The organism is Streptomyces sp. NPDC014006 (assembly GCF_043088925.1).
Lineage (GTDB): Bacteria > Actinomycetota > Actinomycetes > Streptomycetales > Streptomycetaceae > Streptomyces.
The window spans coordinates 193,473-208,905 of the sequence record NZ_JBICAJ010000004.1 but is presented as its reverse complement, the minus strand read 5'-3'; the positions used below and the strand labels follow the sequence as shown (position 1 = coordinate 208,905).

General features: G+C 73.1%; 11 protein-coding genes and 1 pseudogene. 6 read left to right on the top strand and 6 right to left on the bottom strand.

Features of this window, described 5'->3' with window-relative positions; all coding sequences use genetic code 11:
- Window positions 1-4 precede the first annotated feature (4 nt).
- Both ACF1GV_RS16160 and ACF1GV_RS16155 read right to left on the bottom strand, forming a co-directional pair.
- Entirely contained in the window at window positions 5-2,059 is a 2,055-nt protein-coding gene (locus tag ACF1GV_RS16160) for an ATP-binding protein (protein ID WP_391680738.1), read from the bottom strand.
- A 233-nt stretch (window positions 2,060-2,292) separates the two neighbouring features.
- Window positions 2,293-3,360 carry a YihY/virulence factor BrkB family protein gene (locus ACF1GV_RS16155; protein WP_391680736.1) on the bottom strand — a complete coding sequence of 356 codons (1,068 nt, stop codon included), beginning with the start codon at window positions 3,358-3,360 and terminating at the stop codon, window positions 2,293-2,295.
- Between the two features lie 703 nt (window positions 3,361-4,063).
- Here ACF1GV_RS16155 and ACF1GV_RS16150 point away from each other — a divergent pair.
- Window positions 4,064-5,062 (top strand): annotated as a pseudogene (locus ACF1GV_RS16150) (alpha/beta fold hydrolase); the annotation flags it as partial.
- Between the two features lie 205 nt (window positions 5,063-5,267).
- On the opposite strand, the gene ACF1GV_RS16145 reads toward ACF1GV_RS16150, so the two are convergent.
- The 4 genes from ACF1GV_RS16145 to ACF1GV_RS16130 form a co-directional block, all read right to left on the bottom strand.
- Window positions 5,268-5,945: a ScbR family autoregulator-binding transcription factor gene (locus ACF1GV_RS16145; protein WP_391680734.1), complete on the bottom strand. Its 678-nt coding sequence runs from the start codon at window positions 5,943-5,945 to the stop codon at window positions 5,268-5,270.
- A 159-nt stretch (window positions 5,946-6,104) separates the two neighbouring features.
- On the bottom strand, window positions 6,105-7,745 hold the full coding sequence (gene pgm / locus ACF1GV_RS16140) for a phosphoglucomutase (alpha-D-glucose-1,6-bisphosphate-dependent) (protein ID WP_391680731.1): 1,641 nt from the start codon (window positions 7,743-7,745) through the stop codon (window positions 6,105-6,107).
- Between the two features lie 112 nt (window positions 7,746-7,857).
- Window positions 7,858-8,841 carry an MASE1 domain-containing protein gene (locus ACF1GV_RS16135; protein ID WP_391680728.1) on the bottom strand — a complete coding sequence of 328 codons (984 nt, stop codon included), beginning with the start codon at window positions 8,839-8,841 and terminating at the stop codon, window positions 7,858-7,860.
- A 506-nt stretch (window positions 8,842-9,347) separates the two neighbouring features.
- Window positions 9,348-10,181, bottom strand: a complete 834-nt coding sequence (locus ACF1GV_RS16130; protein WP_391680725.1) for a PP2C family protein-serine/threonine phosphatase — start codon at window positions 10,179-10,181, stop codon at window positions 9,348-9,350.
- 226 nt (window positions 10,182-10,407) lie between these two features.
- On the opposite strand from ACF1GV_RS16130, the gene ACF1GV_RS16125 reads away from it, so the two are divergent.
- From ACF1GV_RS16125 to ACF1GV_RS16105, 5 genes are all read left to right on the top strand, one after another.
- A complete protein-coding gene (locus tag ACF1GV_RS16125) occupies window positions 10,408-10,860 on the top strand; it encodes a hypothetical protein (RefSeq protein ID WP_391680722.1) in 453 nt (150 codons plus the stop codon).
- A 139-nt stretch (window positions 10,861-10,999) separates the two neighbouring features.
- Window positions 11,000-12,106, top strand: coding sequence for a substrate-binding domain-containing protein (locus ACF1GV_RS16120; protein WP_391680719.1), 1,107 nt, complete (start codon window positions 11,000-11,002; stop codon window positions 12,104-12,106).
- A gap of 119 nt (window positions 12,107-12,225) precedes the next feature.
- A complete protein-coding gene (locus ACF1GV_RS16115) occupies window positions 12,226-13,566 on the top strand; it encodes an ABC transporter substrate-binding protein (RefSeq protein ID WP_391680716.1) in 1,341 nt (446 codons plus the stop codon).
- 33 nt (window positions 13,567-13,599) lie between these two features.
- On the top strand, window positions 13,600-14,562 hold the full coding sequence (locus ACF1GV_RS16110; RefSeq protein WP_391681605.1) for a carbohydrate ABC transporter permease: 963 nt from the start codon (window positions 13,600-13,602) through the stop codon (window positions 14,560-14,562).
- On the top strand, window positions 14,559-15,422 hold the full coding sequence (locus ACF1GV_RS16105; RefSeq protein ID WP_391680713.1) for a carbohydrate ABC transporter permease: 864 nt from the start codon (window positions 14,559-14,561) through the stop codon (window positions 15,420-15,422). The genes ACF1GV_RS16110 and ACF1GV_RS16105 overlap by 4 nt, the downstream gene beginning before the upstream one ends.
- Window positions 15,423-15,433: the final 11 nt, after the last annotated feature.

The window sequence follows — 15,433 nt, the reverse complement described above, 5'->3', positions numbered from 1 at the left end:
ACTGTTACATCATGTGACGATATGAAGCGGGCATCTCCTCGGCCGGTCGTGGCATGTCGACTGCATTCGGGGGACGTTCCGGTGCCGTGCCGCCGGGGCGCGGCACGGGCGCGCGGGGTGTGTCCCGGGCGCCCGTCTCGAGGTCGGCCAGCAGCCGGCGCAGGGCGGCGGCGCCGAGCGGCGGGGGCTGGCCGTCCAGGTCCGCCAGGGCCCGGCCGGCGCGGCGCCAGGCGCGGGCGGTGCGGCCCTGGCGGTGGTCGACGAAGGCCCGGGCGTAGCGGGCGACCGCGCACGCCCAGGCGTCGTCCCGGGTCTCGGGCCGGGTGAGGGCTTGATGGGCGCTGCGGCGTGCGGCGTGCGGCGCGAAGCCCGCCCGGGCGATGGCCAGGGCGGACAGGGCGACCGACGCCGACGGGCCGCCGGGCGCTCCGGGCGGGATGATCCGGGCGGCGTCCTCGAAGTGCGCGGCGGCCGCCCGCAGGTCGTGCCGGTGCAGCGCGAGGACGCCCTGGGCGTGGGCGATCCGGCCGGCGGTGGCGTCGTCACCGGCCCGGACGGCCGCCGGCCAGGCCCGGGCGAGCAGGTCGCCGGCCTGTCGTGGATGGGTGCCGGCCCGCAGCCAGGCCGTCAGCCACAGCGCCCGGACCGCGAGGGGACCGCCGGGGTCGCAGAGCGGGAGCAGCCGCAGGAGGTGGTCGCCGCCCTCCTCGGCGTGGTCGTACACGCCCCACCAGAACCACAGGTCGAGCACCGTCTCCAGGGCCGTCTCGGTCTGTCCGGGTTCGGTGAGGGCGTGCCGCACGGCGGCGGTGACGTCGGCGTGCTCGTCCCGCGCGAGCTGCACCGCCTGGTGCTGGCTGCCGGCGTGCCACAGATCGGCGGCGACGGCGGCGACGCGGCGGCAGTGGAGCGCCCGGCGTTCCGCGGCGACCGGGTACTCCCCCGCCTCGCGCAGCCGCTCGGTGCCGAACTCGCGGGCGGCCCGCGTCATCCGGTAGCGGACGGGCACGACCCCGCCGGGGTCCGTGACCGGCGTGAGGATGCCGGCCACGGCCAGCCGGGCCAGACAGGAGGGGACCTGGTCCGGCGTGACGCCGCCGCCCGCGCACAGGAACACCGCCGTCGACTCGGCGAAGGACCCGGCGAAGACACCGGCCCGGCCCCACACCATCCGCAGGTCCCGGTCGCACAGTACGTAGTCCGCGCCGACGGCCGCGCGCAGCGAGCGGTGCCGCCGCAGGGGGGCCTCGGCGTCGGACAGCCAGCACTGGCGGCGCGCGGTCAGGGCGGCGAGCCGGCGCAGGGGGTGGTGGGCGACCTGGGCCGCGGCGAGTTCGATGGCCAGCGGATTGCCCTCCAGATGGCCGCAGATGGCACCGATCACCGGCAGGTCACCGTCCGCCGGGGCGAACTCCGGTGCCGCGCGCCGGGCGCGGTCCAGGAAGAGCCGGACCGCCGGTGCCGGGGCGCCGTCGCGGGGCTCGGTGCGCAGCGGGGCGAGACGCAGGACGCGTTCGTCCCCGAGCCCGAGGGGGCGGCGCGAGGTGACGAGCACGCGCAGGGCGGGCGCGGCCATCAGCAGCCGCTGCACGAGCCCGGTGCACTCGGCGTGGGCCGGGTCGACGTCGTCGAGGAGCAGCAGGAGCGGGGAGGCGGGCAGGACGGTGGTCAGGTCGCGGGAAGCGGCCGGTCTTCCGGTCACGGCCTGGGAGGCGGCCGGTGCCGGCGTGCGTCGGCACCCGCTCACGGACTGCCCCGTCGAGGCCGTCTGTGCGCCCGGGATGTGCCCTCGTAGGGCCAGGGCCTGTACGACCGCGGCGGTCAGCGTGCCGGGGGCGGCGGGTCCGCTGCCCTGGACGCGCACGGTGACGGCGGGCCCACCCGCCGTCCGGATCATCGCGGTGGCGGCCAGCCGGCTCTTGCCGAGGCCGGCCGTGCCGGTGACGGTCACCAGGCGGTGACGGGTCAACAAGCCGGTGAGCCGGGTGATGTCCCTGCTGCGGCCGACCAGGGGCGCGGGCGGCAGCTCCGGCGCGCCGACACTTGTCCACACGTGCATGACTCCCCGTCGTCGTACGGCATCAGCGATCGACGCCGCCGCGGTCCGGGTCGGCCGCCCCGGGTGCAGAACCGTCACTGCCGCGGCGCCACGGCTACCCAACGGGGCGTGGCCACCGACGGTGGCGCGGGTGCGCGATGGACCACACCGGACGGTGAGCAGGTGGACGCGTGTACGACGGTGCCGCTGCCCGGTGGTCCCGGACAACGGCACGCGACGCTGCTGCGCGGGGGTCAGTGGTCGCCGTCGCCCAGGCGGCGCAGGTCCTCCTCGTCCCAGGTCCGGGTGTCCCGGGGCTCGGTGTACGGTTCGGCGTCGGCCGGCAGCCCGCCCGCGATGGCCCGCTGCCGCACGGTCTCCGCGTCGAACTCCAGGCCCAGCAGCACCGCGAGGTTGCCGATCCACAGCCACACCAGGAAGACGATGACGCCGGCCATGGTGCCGTAGGTCTTGTTGTACGACGCGAAGTTGGCGACGTAGATCGCGAACCCGGCGGATGCGATCAGCCAGATCACCAGGGCCAGGAAGCTGCCCGGGGTGATCCACTTGAACCCCTTGACCTTGGCGTTGGGGGCCGCCCAGTACAGCAGGGCGATCATCACGGTGACCAGGAGGACCAGCACCGGCCACTTCGCGATCGACCACACCGTCAGGGCGGTATCGCCGAGACCGAGGGCGTCCCCGGCCCGTCGGGCGATGCCTCCGGTGAAGACCACGATCAGCGCGCTCACCACGGCCAGCACCATCAGGACGGTCGTGACACCGAGCCGTACCGGAAGGATCTTCCATACGGGCCGGCCCTCCGGCATGTCGTAGACGGCGTTGGCCGCGCGCATGAATGCCGCCACATAGCCGGAAGCGGACCACAGCGCGACCACCACACCGACGACCGCCATGAGGGAGCCGAGGCCGGCGCTCCCCTGCAATTGCTCGACGGCCCGGGTGAGGATGTCGCGCGCCGAGCCGGGGGCGAGCTTGCGGATGTTGTCCAGCACGTTGTCCGTGGTCGAACGGCCCGTGAGGCCGAGGATGGACACCAGCACCAGCAGCGCCGGGAAGAGGGCCAGCACGCCGTAGTACGTCAGGGCGGCCGCCCGGTCGGTCAGTTCGTCGTCCTTGAACTCCCGCAGGCTCCCTTTGAGGATCCGCCGCCATGCTCCCTTCGGCAGTTTCGTCGGGGTGTCCGGCGCCCGGCGCTCCACTTCGGGCCCGGGACCCATTTCCTCGGGCGCCGGTGCGGGCGTGTGCTCCGCCTCGCCGTCGCCGTGTTCCTTCCGTCCCGGAAGATGCAGCTTCGCCATGGCCGCCGGGTAACCCCCGCGGGCGCTCCCATGCCCCCGCACTGATCCAGCCCACCATGCGACCTCGCGTCGTGTTGGCTTCCGTTCGGATCTTTCCGGTGCAGGGGGTCTTCTAAGGTCATCCCGCGACTGTTAAGAAATGAATCCACACGCCTCACTGACACGTGCAACTCGTTCAGTCCCCTCACCTCCGTTCCTGGTCCGTCACGGCCTCGCGCCGGCCGTCACGGTCCCGGATCCGCCTGCCCGCACGATCGAGGAGGGCACCGTGGCCAGCATGTCGACCCGGCCCACAAGGAGGCCGGCCTGGGGCTGGTCACCGGTATCGCCGCGGTCTTCGCGACCGTCTTCAACCCGCTCGCCGGTGCCCTGTCGGACCGCACCCGCCGCCGCAATCCATGGATCCTGGGCGGCGAACCGCTGGCGCTGCCCGCCGTGCTCCTGTTCGGCGGCGTGTAGACCGTCCTGCTCATCACCATCGGCTGGTGCCTGGTGTGCCCACGGCCCCCGCTCCCCCGTCCGGCACGGTGAGCGGCCCCCGCTCACCGGGATGCGGGTGCTGCTGAGCAACGACGACTCCGTGCAGGCCGACCGGACCGACGGCGCCGAGGGGCGCGGCCTGTACCAGATGCGCAGGCCCTGTGCTCGGCCGGAGCCGACGTGGTGGTGGCGCCGTGGCCGTACATGAGCGGAGCAGGTACGAGTGTCACCAACAGCGGCAGCTTCGCGGCGCAGCACCGGGCCCAACTGCCCGCCCGCGACGCCAGAGACTGCTCCGGACGTGGTGGTGACCGGAGTCGACTCCGGGCCGAACGTGAGTTCGCAGGGGAACGACTCGGGGACCGTGGAGGCCGCGCTGGCCGCCGTCGACGAGCGGGTTCCTGCCGTGGCGTTCAGCGCCCAGATCGCGCACGGCTCGACGCTGCCGAGCGGTACGACGTACCAGGCGGCGGCCCGGTACGGCGCCTCGCCGCTGGGCCGGCGGCGCGCGCACCGCCTGCTCTCCCCCACCCACGCGCTGAACGTCAACTACCCGGAGCGACCGTGGGTTCGGCCGGGCCGCGGGGTGAGCGCCGGACCCGGGTCGGGGACGGCACGGTGGCCGTGCACACCTACCGGCAGGCGGCCGACGGCACGTTCACCGTGGGCGGGTCGCTGTGCCCGGACCACGACCGTGCTGCTCAACACCCGTGAATGGGGTACCGGCGAACGGACCGCGCTGCTGGTCCACGGCATCATGTCCGACGCCCGCACCTGGCACCGGGTCAGCCCGCTGCTCGCCGACCGCGGCCACCGCGTCATCGCCGTCGACCTGCGCGGCCACGGCGGCTCGCCGCGCGCCGACGCCTACTCCCCCGAGCTGTTCGCCGACGACCTGGTCGACATACTGCCTGCCGGCGCCGACCTCGCCCTCGGGCACTCGCTCGGCGGTCTGTCGCTCCTGCTCGCCGTGGACCGGCTGCGGCCCGGCCGCGCGATGTACGCCGACCCCGCGTGGTCCACCGCCGACCCGCGGGCAGCCGTCGACCCGACGGTGTTCGCCGGTTTCAAGTCCGCCACGCGCGAGCAGATCACCGCGCTCAACCCGCGCTGGGCCGACGAGGACGTGGACGTCGAACTGGCCACCCTCGCTGACTGGGATCCGCGCACCGCGCATTTCCTGGGCGGTGCGCAGTTGCGGGGCTTCCTGCCGCGACGCGCGGAAGTACCGTCGCTGGTGGCGCTCGCCGAGCCCAGCTTCCTGATCGGGCCGGGCGACACGGAACTGCTGCGCGGCCGTGGTTTCGAGGTGCGGGCCGTGCCGGTGCCGGGCGCACCCTCCACCGTGACGATCTGGAAGGGTTCCTCAAGGCGCTCGACGGCTGGATCTGACCCCGGCGTGCGGCTGGGCAGGCGGCCGGAGACGGTCAGGACGGCCGACCCGGCGGGCGGTTCGCCCGGCCGCACAGCTGCGCGTGGACGCGGGCGCCGCGGTCGGGTGCCATGTCCAGCTGGAGCAGCACGGCGGGGACGGCGATGCTCGCCATCAGATGCCGTTCCATGTCGGCGGTCCGCTCGGCCAGATCGGCGTGGCCGGTCAGGATCTTCGACAGGAGCTGCACGCCGGTGAACGCGGCGACGAACATCCGCGCCGCCGCGTCCACGTCGATGTGCGGCAGGAGTTCGCCGTGCGCCTTGGCCCGGGACAGCATGCCGGCGCTGCGTGCGACCCAGCCGCGCAGCGGCGCCCGCGAGTCGAAGTCCTCGCACAGGACGCCCGGTTCCACGGTGAGACGGATGCCGCCCCGCACCAACGGGTCGCCGCGGCTGAGAAGGTGGGCGACCAGGAAGGTCGTGTCCAGGGCCTCCTGGAGCACCAGGTCCTGCGCGGGCACCTCGGGTACGGCGCCGAGCTGGTCGGCCAGCACGGCCTCGGCCAGCTCGCGCTTGGAGGGGAAGTGAAAGTACAGCGCGCCCTTGGTCACCCCGGCGCGCTGCAGTATCTGCGCGATGGTCGCGGACTCGTAGCCCACCTCGGCGAAGACGGCGGCGGCGGCCAGGAGGATGGTTCGGCGCGTTCTGACCGCACGTTCCTGCAGCGCCACGGCCGACCCCTCCGCGCTCGCTCCGGACGACTGTCCCGAAGTAAACAAACCGGCGAGCCGCATCCTGTCACCCGGCCGACGAAGGGATCAAGTCACGCCGGCCGGACCGGACGCGCCGCCCCGGTCGCCCGGGGCGGGCGGGCGACCGGTCGCACCACGTCAGCCGCCCAGGGCCGCCAGCACCACGCCCTTGGCCTCCTCCTGGACCCGGCCGAGGTGGTCGGCGCCGAGGAAGGACTCGGCGTAGATCTTGTACACGTCCTCGGTGCCGGAGGGGCGGGCCGCGAACCAGGCGTTGGCCGTGCTCACCTTGATGCCGCCGATGGCCGCGCCGTTGCCGGGCGCCTCGGTGAGGACGCCGGTGACGGCCTCACCGGCCAGGGTGTCGGCGCCGACCTGCGCCGGGGACAACTTGCCCAGCAGCGCCTTCTCCTCGCGCGTGGCGGGGGCGTCGGTGCGTGCGTAGGCGGGCTCGCCGTAGCGGGCAGTGAGGTCGGCGTAGTGCTGCGAGGGGGTCCGCCCGGTGACCGCGGTGATCTCCGAGGCCAGCAGGGCGAGCAGGATGCCGTCCTTGTCCGTGGTCCACACCGAGCCGTCACGGCGCAGGAAGGAGGCGCCGGCCGACTCCTCGCCGCCGAAGCCGAGGGAGCCGTCGAGCAGTCCGTCGACGAACCACTTGAAGCCGACCGGTACTTCGACCAGGCGGCGGCCGAGGCCCTCGGCGACCCGGTCGATCATCGCGGACGACACCAGGGTCTTGCCGACACCGGCGCCGGCCGGCCACTGCTCGCGGTGGCGGTAGAGGTAGTCGATGGCGACGGCGAGGTAGTGGTTGGGGTTCATCAGCCCGGCGTCCGGGGTGACGATGCCGTGCCGGTCGGCGTCCGCGTCGTTGCCGGTGGCGATCTGGAAGCGGTCGCGCTGGGCGATGAGCGAGGCCATGGCGTTGGGCGAGGAGCAGTCCATGCGGATCTTGCCGTCCCAGTCCAGCGTCATGAAGCGCCAGGTGGGGTCGGTGAGCGGGTTGACCACAGTCAGGTCGAGGCGGTGATCCTCGGCGATACGTCCCCAGTACGCCACGGACGCCCCGCCGAGCGGGTCGGCGCCGATGCGCACGCCGGCCGAGCGGACCGCGTCGAGGTCGAGGACGCTCGGCAGGTCGGCGACGTAGGTGCCGAGGTAGTCGTAGCGCCCCGTGGTGGAGGCGGTCAGGGCGCGGGCGTAGGGGATGCGGCGGACGTCCTTCAGGCCGGCGCGGATGATGTCGTTGGCCCGGTCCTGGATCCAGGAGGTGGCCTCGGAGCCGGCGGGGCCGCCGCTGGGCGGGTTGTACTTGAAGCCGCCGTCGGCGGGCGGGTTGTGCGAGGGGGTGACGACGACGCCGTCGGCGAGGCCGGAGGTGCGGCCGCGGTTGTGGGTGAGAATGGCGTGCGAGAGCGCCGGGGTGGGGGTGTAGCCGTCCGCGGTGTCGATGAGGACGGTGACGTCGTTGGCGGCGAACACCTCCAGGGCGGTGGCCTTGGCGGGCTCGGACAGCGCGTGGGTGTCGGCGCCGAGGAAGAGGGGTCCGTCGATGCCCTGGGCCTGCCGGTACTCGCAGATGGCCTGGCTGGTGGCGGCGATGTGGTCCTCGTTGAAGGCCGTCGCCAGGGACGAGCCCCGGTGGCCGGACGTGCCGAACGCCACGCGCTGGCCCGGTTCGGCCGGGTCGGGGTGCAGCGTGTAGTACGCGGTGACCAGCCGGGCGACGTCGACGAGGTCCTCGGGTCCGGCCTGCTTGCCCGCTCGCTCGTGCTGCATGTGTGCCCGCTCCTCCGGTTGGGTTCGGTCCCTGGTAGATCGTTCCTGACCCAGCTCATCTTTCCAGGTCGTACGGGGATCTCGCGAGGGTGGGCGCCGGGCGGGGGCCGCGTCAGTGGTCGGTGCGGTCGCGGGGCGAGCGCGGGGGCGGTGGCTCGCCGGCGGTGAGGTGTTCGAGGACCTCGGCGAGTTCCTGGCAGGCGTTCTCCACCGAGCGCCGGGTGTTGAGCTGCTCGGTGATCACCGCTGACAGCAGGAGGGCGGTCAGTGCCATGGAGCCGTTGAACGCCTGGAGTTTGACCATCACCTCGATACGGGTGAGCTGCTCGAAGGGGCCGACGCGGTCGGTGGCGGCGACGGTGGCCAGGACGGAGGTGAGCAGCGCGACCAGCATGCTGCCGGCGAGGCGGAAGCGCAGGGCCACCCAGATCAGCAGGGGGTAGACGAGGAAGAGCATGCTCAGGGTGGAGTGGGTGGCCAGCGGGACCAGCGCACAGGTGATGAGGGTGAGGAGCACGGCCTCCTTCCACCGGGTCAGCACCAGCGGCAGGCGCACGGTGTACAGCATGAGCAGCAGCGGGGTGACGATCAGGACACCCATGGCGTCGCCGACCCACCAGGCCAGCCAGACGGGCCAGAAGTCGGGGGCGGGCAGTTTGCCGCTGGCGACGAGCAGGCCGACGCCCGCGAAGGCACTGATCAGCATGGCGGTCAGGGCGCCGAGGAAGACGAGCACGAGACCGTCGCGTAACCGGCTCAGGCTGAGCCGGAAGCCGGCACGGCGCAGCAGCAGGCAGGCACAGACGGGGGCGAGCGTGTTGCCGGCGACGGTGCCGAGCACGTCGAGCTGGACGGGGGCGATCGACGCGATGAGCACCAGCGTGCCGACGGCGACGCCGGGCCAGACGTGCAGACCGAGGATCAGCAGCGCGGCCACGGCGACGCCGGAGGCGGGGTAGATGGGGGTGACGACCGCGCTCTCCACCACCAGCTGCCGCATCAGCCCCAGCCGGGCGGCCGCGTAGTAGCAGGCGGCGACGGCCAGCGCCTGAAGCACGATCACGGCCGGTCGCCGCAGGTCCCGGGAAGCCACCACACCGCCATAAGACACCGCCACCCCCGAGACAGCGACCCGTGACGCGCCGGGATCCCGCCCGATGGCTGAGTGGGGGCGTTGGTGGGGCTGGCGCGGGGCCGCTCCGCTCCGCGGGGGGGACTGGGCCGCTCGCCGAGGGCGGGACCGGCCCGCGCAGGCCGGCGCCGCGCCGATCCGCTCCGCGGGGAGGGACTGGGCCGCTCGCCCGGGGCGGGGCCGCCCCGCGCAGGCTCGCGCCGCGCCGCTCCACTCCACAGGAGGACTGGGCCGCTCGCCCGGAGGCGGGACCGCTCCGCGAAGACTGGCGCCGGGCCGCTCCGCGGGGCCTGGTCACTCGCGAAGGCGGGCGCCGCGCCGCTCCGGGGGGAGGGCTGGGCCGCTCGCCTCGGGCGGGCCCGCCCCGCGGAGGTCGGGCCACCTTGCGGCCGGCCCCGCCCAAGAGGGGCGCGGGGCCGGACACCGGACGGGCCCCTCGCGTCGGTCCGGTCCGCGCCGGACGGCGAGCCCTAGCGTTCCCGGGGCAGCAGGCCGTCGTGGCCGACGACCAGGACCGCCGCGTCGTCGGCGTGGCCCACACGTTCCGCGCCCCTGATCACCGCCGCGGCCAGCGACGTGGCCTCCAGGCCGGCGACCGCGGCGACGCCGGCGAGGCGGACCACCTGGTCGAGGCCTTCGTCGACGCCGAGTGCCGGGCCCTCGACCACGCCGTCGGTGACCAGGACGAACACCCCGCCGGTGGTCAGATGGTGGCGGGCGACCGGGTAGGAGATGCCGTCCAGGACGCCCAGCGGCGGGCCGCCCTCCCCCTCGGCGATGCCGGAGCGGCCGTCGGCCGTGGCCCAGACGAAGGGTATGTGGCCGGCCCGGGCGCTCTCCAGCAGCCCGGTGGCCGGGTCCAGCCGGATGAAGGTGCAGGTGGCGAAGAGATCCGTGCCGAGCGACAGCAACACGTCGTTCGTGCGGGTGAGCAGTTCGCCCGGGTGGCTGGTGACCGAGGCCAGCGCGCGCAGCGCGACCCGGACCTGCCCCATGAAGGCGGCGGCGTCGATGTTGTGGCCCTGGACATCGCCGATGGACAGCCCGATACGCCCGTCGGGCAGGGTGAACGCGTCGTACCAGTCACCGCCGACGCTCAGTCCCGAGTTGGCCGGCGTGTACCGCACGGCCAGATGGAAGCCGGGCGCGGTGGGCAGGTGGGCCGGGAGCATGCCGCGCTGCAGGGCGATGGCCAGTTCGACCTGCGAACGCTGCAGTTCCGCGCGCTCGCGCGCCTGGGCGGTCAGGGCACCGAGCCTGGCCAGCAACTCATCGCCGTCGTCCGACGGACGCTTGCGGGACATGATCACTCCGGCCGGGACGAAAGCCCTGCTTCAGGGACACATCATCTGTTTTCGCGCTTAGGTGATGATAACGGGGATGTCACCGTCAGGGACCGGTTGCTCCGGACGAGTGGTGCGTTTCGCGCCGCGGTCGTAGCGTCGGAGCAGACCTCGTCGCCCGGCATGAGACGGTCGTGCAGCCGTGCCGGGCGACCTGGCGCAATGCGGACGACAGCGGGAGCGGACCATGCGCACACACACGCTGAGGGCGGCCTTGATTCTCTGTGCCGCCGCCTCTCTCGCGGCGGCGACGGCTCCGGCGTCCTCGGCCGCGCCTACCGCCCACACCGCGCGGCGCGCGCCCGCTCCGGTGCTCGTCGACTGCCTGTGGCATCCGCGGGTGCGCCCCGCCGACTTCATCCTGGCCTGCGGCGACGGCAACAGCCGCCTCGGCTCCCTGCACTGGAAGCGGTGGGGCACGCGCGCGGCGGTGGCCGAGGGCGTCAACGCGGTCAACGACTGCAAGCCGTACTGCGCGGCGGGCCGCTTCCACTCCTTCGCGGTGAAGGTGCGGCTCGACCAGCCGAAGCCGTGGAAGAAGCATCCGCAGACGCGGCACTACACCCGGATGACGCTGACCTACACCGACGGCCGGCCGAGCGGGTTCGAGCGGGTGGTCACCTACCCGCTGTGGGACTGAACCCCCGCCGCCCGGCGTCAGACCCCGCCCGCCGCAACCACCGCGGCAGCGTGTGCACCGTTCCGCCTCCCGCCCCGTCGGCGATCGATATGATGAGCCCAATCGCTCAAACGAACATCCGCGGCTCGGGGAGGCACATGTGCGGGAGCCGGTCGATCTCAGGCGTCAGCGCATCCTCGCCGCGGTGCAGGCCCGCGGCTCCGCCCGGGTGCGCGACCTCGCGGCGGAGCTCCAGGTGTCGGTGGTCACCGTGCGCCGGGACGTGGAGGAGCTGACCCGCGAAGGGAGGCTGCGGCGCGGGCACGGTGTCGTGCGCTCGGCGCTGGCGGCGCAGGAGGTACCCACCGGGGGCGCCGCGGAGGGCGACGCGGTCGCGGTGGTCGTACCCGAGCGGCATTCGTATCTCTCCGAGACCCTGCACGGCGCCCGCACGGTGCTTGAGGACGCCGGACTGCGCATCGCGCTGCACATCGCGCCGCAGGTGGCGGGCGCCGAGCGGCCCCTGGTGGAGCGGGCCCTCGCGGACGGCGCGCGCGGGCTGCTGCTGGCACCGCGCTGGCGCAGCCGGGCCGTGGAGGAGGCCGACTACGCATGGCTGGCCGCGCTGGATGTGCCGGCCGTGCTGATGGAACGGCGCCCCCCGCCCGGCAGTGCGCTGCAGGCGATGGACTCCGTCTGCTCCGACCACGTCCATGGCGCCCGCCTCGCCGTCGAGCACCTGGTGGGACTGGGCCACCGGCGTCTGGTGTTCGCCACCCGCGACGACAGCCCGACCGCGCGCTCGCTGCGGGCAGCCTTCCGGGAGATCGCCGAGGCGCACCCGCTGATCGAGGAGTGGGCGTGGCTGCTCAGCGCCCCGGAGGCGGGGCAGGACGGGCCGTACACCGGGCAGGAGACCGCGGAACTGGCGGCGATCCTGCGCAAGGTGGGGGCGACGGGCGCCGTTCTGCACGGCGACGTGGACGCGCTGATGCTGGTCCAGCGGCTCGCGGACGACGGGGTGCGGGTGCCGGAGGACTGCTCGGTCGTGGCGTACGACGACGTGGTCGCTTCCCTCGGCAGCACCCCGCTGACGGCGGTGGCCCCGCCGAAGGCGGAGGTCGGCCGGGTGGCCGCGGAACTGCTGCTGCGCCGGCTGGGCCGCAGCGGCGGACCGGCGGCCGGGGCGGTGCAGCGCGTCGAGCTGCTGCCGTCGCTGATGGTGCGCGGCTCGACCCGGGCTCCGGCCGACCGGCAGCCACAATGAGCGTTTGAGCGTTTAATTTTCTTCTGATCGATCTATTGACCGTTTACGGTCGGCCGCCCGAGGATGCCGGTGTCCCCGAACAGCCGTGTCCCGGACACACAGGAGCCGCGGGAGGCACCATGCCCGGTCGACCGAGCCGTCGACCCACCCGTCGATCCGTGCTCGCCACGCTGACCGCCGCGCCGCTCGCCGCAGGCGTGAGCGCGTGCGGCGGCGCAGGCGACGCACGGTCGCGCAGCAGCACCGTCACACGCATCACCTTCTGGTCCGCGCTGCGCGGCAGCAAGGAGGTCGTCGACGCGTTCAACCGCACACACCGCACGGTCCAGGTCGAGTTCCAGCAGATCCCCTCCGGCGGGCAGGGCGGCTACGCCAAGCTCAGCAACGCCGCCCGGGCGGGCAACGCGCCCGACGTCGCCACCATCGAGTATCCGCAGGTGCCGGGCTTCGCCATCGACGGCGTCGCCCGGGACATCACCGGTCTGGTCAGCGACACGCTGCGGGCCAGGCTGCTGCCGCAGGCACTGGGGCTGACGACGTTCGAGGGCCGTGTGTTCAGCGTCCCGCTGGACGTCGAGCCGATGGTCATGCACTACCGCGCCGACCTGTTCGAGCGGTACGGGCTTCGGCTCCCGCACACCTGGGAGGAGTTCGGCGAACTGGCCGCAGCGGTCCGGCGCAAGGCTCCCGGCCGCCGCCTGGTGCTGTTCCCGACCGACGGCGCCACCCAGTTCGCCGCGTACGCCTGGCAGGCGGGCGCGCACTGGTTCGACACCCGGGGCGGCGCCTGGAACGTCTCCCTCACCGACGCGCCCTCCCGGCGGGTCGCGGACTACTGGCAGGGCCTCGTCGACCGCGGCGACGTGTTCATGAACGCGGTGGAGAGCCGCCAGGCGGACGCCCAGATCGCCAACGGCCTGGTGCTCACCCGGCTGAGCGGCGCCTGGGACGCGGGGGCGCAGATGAAGGCGCGGCCCGGCCAGAAGGGTCTGTGGCGGATCGCCCCGCTGCCGCAGTGGGACGACGGCCGGCCCTACGTGGGCACGCACGGCGGCTCCACCTTCGCCGTCACGAAGGACAGCCGGCACCCCGAGGCCGCGATGGAGTTCATCGAGTGGCAGGTCTCCCACCCCGACGCGCTGCGCGCCCGCCTGTCCAGCGGCACATCCAGCCAGTACCCGGCCGCGACCGCGCTGGTCGCCGTCGGCCGGGAGGCCTTCGACCGCTCCTACTACGGCGGCCAGGACATCTACCGCCTCTTCGAACAGGAGGCCGCCAAGATCCGCGACGGCTGGGTGTGGGGCCCGCGGATGACCGCCACGCAGAAGGTCATGCAGGACTCCTTCGCCCGCGTCGGCGCCGGCCAGGGCAGCCTGGTCGGCTCCCTGCGCACGGCCCAGGACGGCACCATGCCCGACCTCAAGGCCCTCGGCCTGTCCACCACCGAGCACACCACCTGAGCCGCCCGAAAGGCAGGTGAGAACCCCATGGCCATGACCGCGACCCCGCAGCGCACGACGACCGCCGGCACAGCGGCGCCCGCCACGCGCGCCCGCCGGGCAGCCCAACGCCGGCAACTGACCGCGTGCGGCGTGCTGATGACGCCGTTCTTCGCACTGCTGGTCACCGTCTTCCTGATCCCGGTGGGGACAGCCCTCTACCTCAGCTTCTTCAGCGACGACCAGCCCGGCCTCGGCTTCGGCCCCGAACGGCAGGTCTTCGTGGGCCTGCGCAGCTACACGGCCGTCCTGACCGACCCGACGTTCCTCGCAGGGCTGGGCACGGTCGCGCTGTACTGCCTGATCTACATCCCGCTCATGGTCGCCGGCGCGCTCGCCCTGGCCCTGCTGCTGGACTCGGGTGTCGTACGGCTGCGGGCGTGGGCGCAGCTCGGGCTGTTCCTGCCACACGCGGTGCCCGGCATCATCGCCGCGCTGATCTGGCTGTATCTGTACACGCCGGGCATCAGTCCGGTCATCGACCTGTTCGCGAAGGCGGACCTGCACATCGACTTCCTGGGCCTGCATACCGTGCTGCCGTCCATCGTGAACATCGCCCTGTGGTCCAACCTCGGTTACAACATGGTGGTCTTCTACGCCGCACTGCAAGCGGTGCCCCGCGAGGTGATCGAGGCGGCGGTGGTCGACGGCGCCGGACCGGTGCGCACCGCGCTGCAGGTGAAGACGCCGCTGATCCGCGCCTCACTCGTGATGGTGGCGATGTTCACCCTGATCTGGGCGCTGCAGCTGTTCACCGAGCCGATGCTGCTCAGCCAGTCCTCGCCCATGGTCAACTCCCGGTTCTCGCCCAGCATGTACATCTACGACGCCGCCTTCACCCGCAACAACTACGGTCTGGCGGCGGCCGCGTCGGTGGTGTTGCTGGCCTGCACGATCGCCCTGTCCTACGGCGTGACCCGGTTCACCGGCCGCGCCGACGCGAAGGAGGCCCGATGAGTGCCCCCGGCAGCGCCCTGCTGCGCCCGAGGCTGATGGGCCGGGCCACCGTCAACGCCGTGGTCGGCCTCTCCGTGCTGTACACCCTGCTGCCCGTGCTGTGGCTGGTACTGGCCGCCGCCAAGAACCGGGACGCGCTGTTCGGCAGCGACCTGCTGTCGCCGAGCGGTTTCTCCTTCGGCGACAACCTGCGCGACCTGTTCACGATGGACGACGGCCAGTACGGCCGCTGGTACCTCAACAGCCTGCTGTACGCGGTGCTCGGCGCCGCGATCGGCGCGCTCGTGAGCATGGCCTGCGGGTACGCCTTCGACAAGTACCGCTTCCGGCACAAGGAGAAGCTGTTCGGGGTGGTACTGGCCGCCGTGATGGTGCCGCAGACGGTGCTCGCCCTGCCGCTGTATCTGATGGCCTCCAAGGCCGGGCTGGTCAACACCTTCTGGGCGGTGTTCGTGCCGGTGCTGTTCAACCCGTTCGGCGTCTACCTCGGCCGGATCTTCGCGCAGGGCTATGTGCCCGACGAGGTGCTGGAGGCGGCCCGCATCGACGGGGCGGGCGAGCTGACGACGTACGCGCGCGTGGCGTTCAGGATGCTCGGGCCGGGGCTGGTCACCGTGTTCCTGTTCCAGCTCACGGCGATCTGGAACAACTTGTTCCTGCCCATGGTGATGCTGTCGAACCAGGACCTGTATCCGGTCAGTCTCGGCTTGTACACGTGGAACAGCTCCGCGTCGGTGTCGCCGGAGTACTACCCGGTGGTGATCATGGGTTCGCTGCTCGCCGTCCTGCCCCTCATCCTCGCCTTCGTCCTCCTCCAGCGTTTCTGGCGCAGCGGTCTGACCGCCGGCGCCGTCAAGTAAGCCGCGCACGA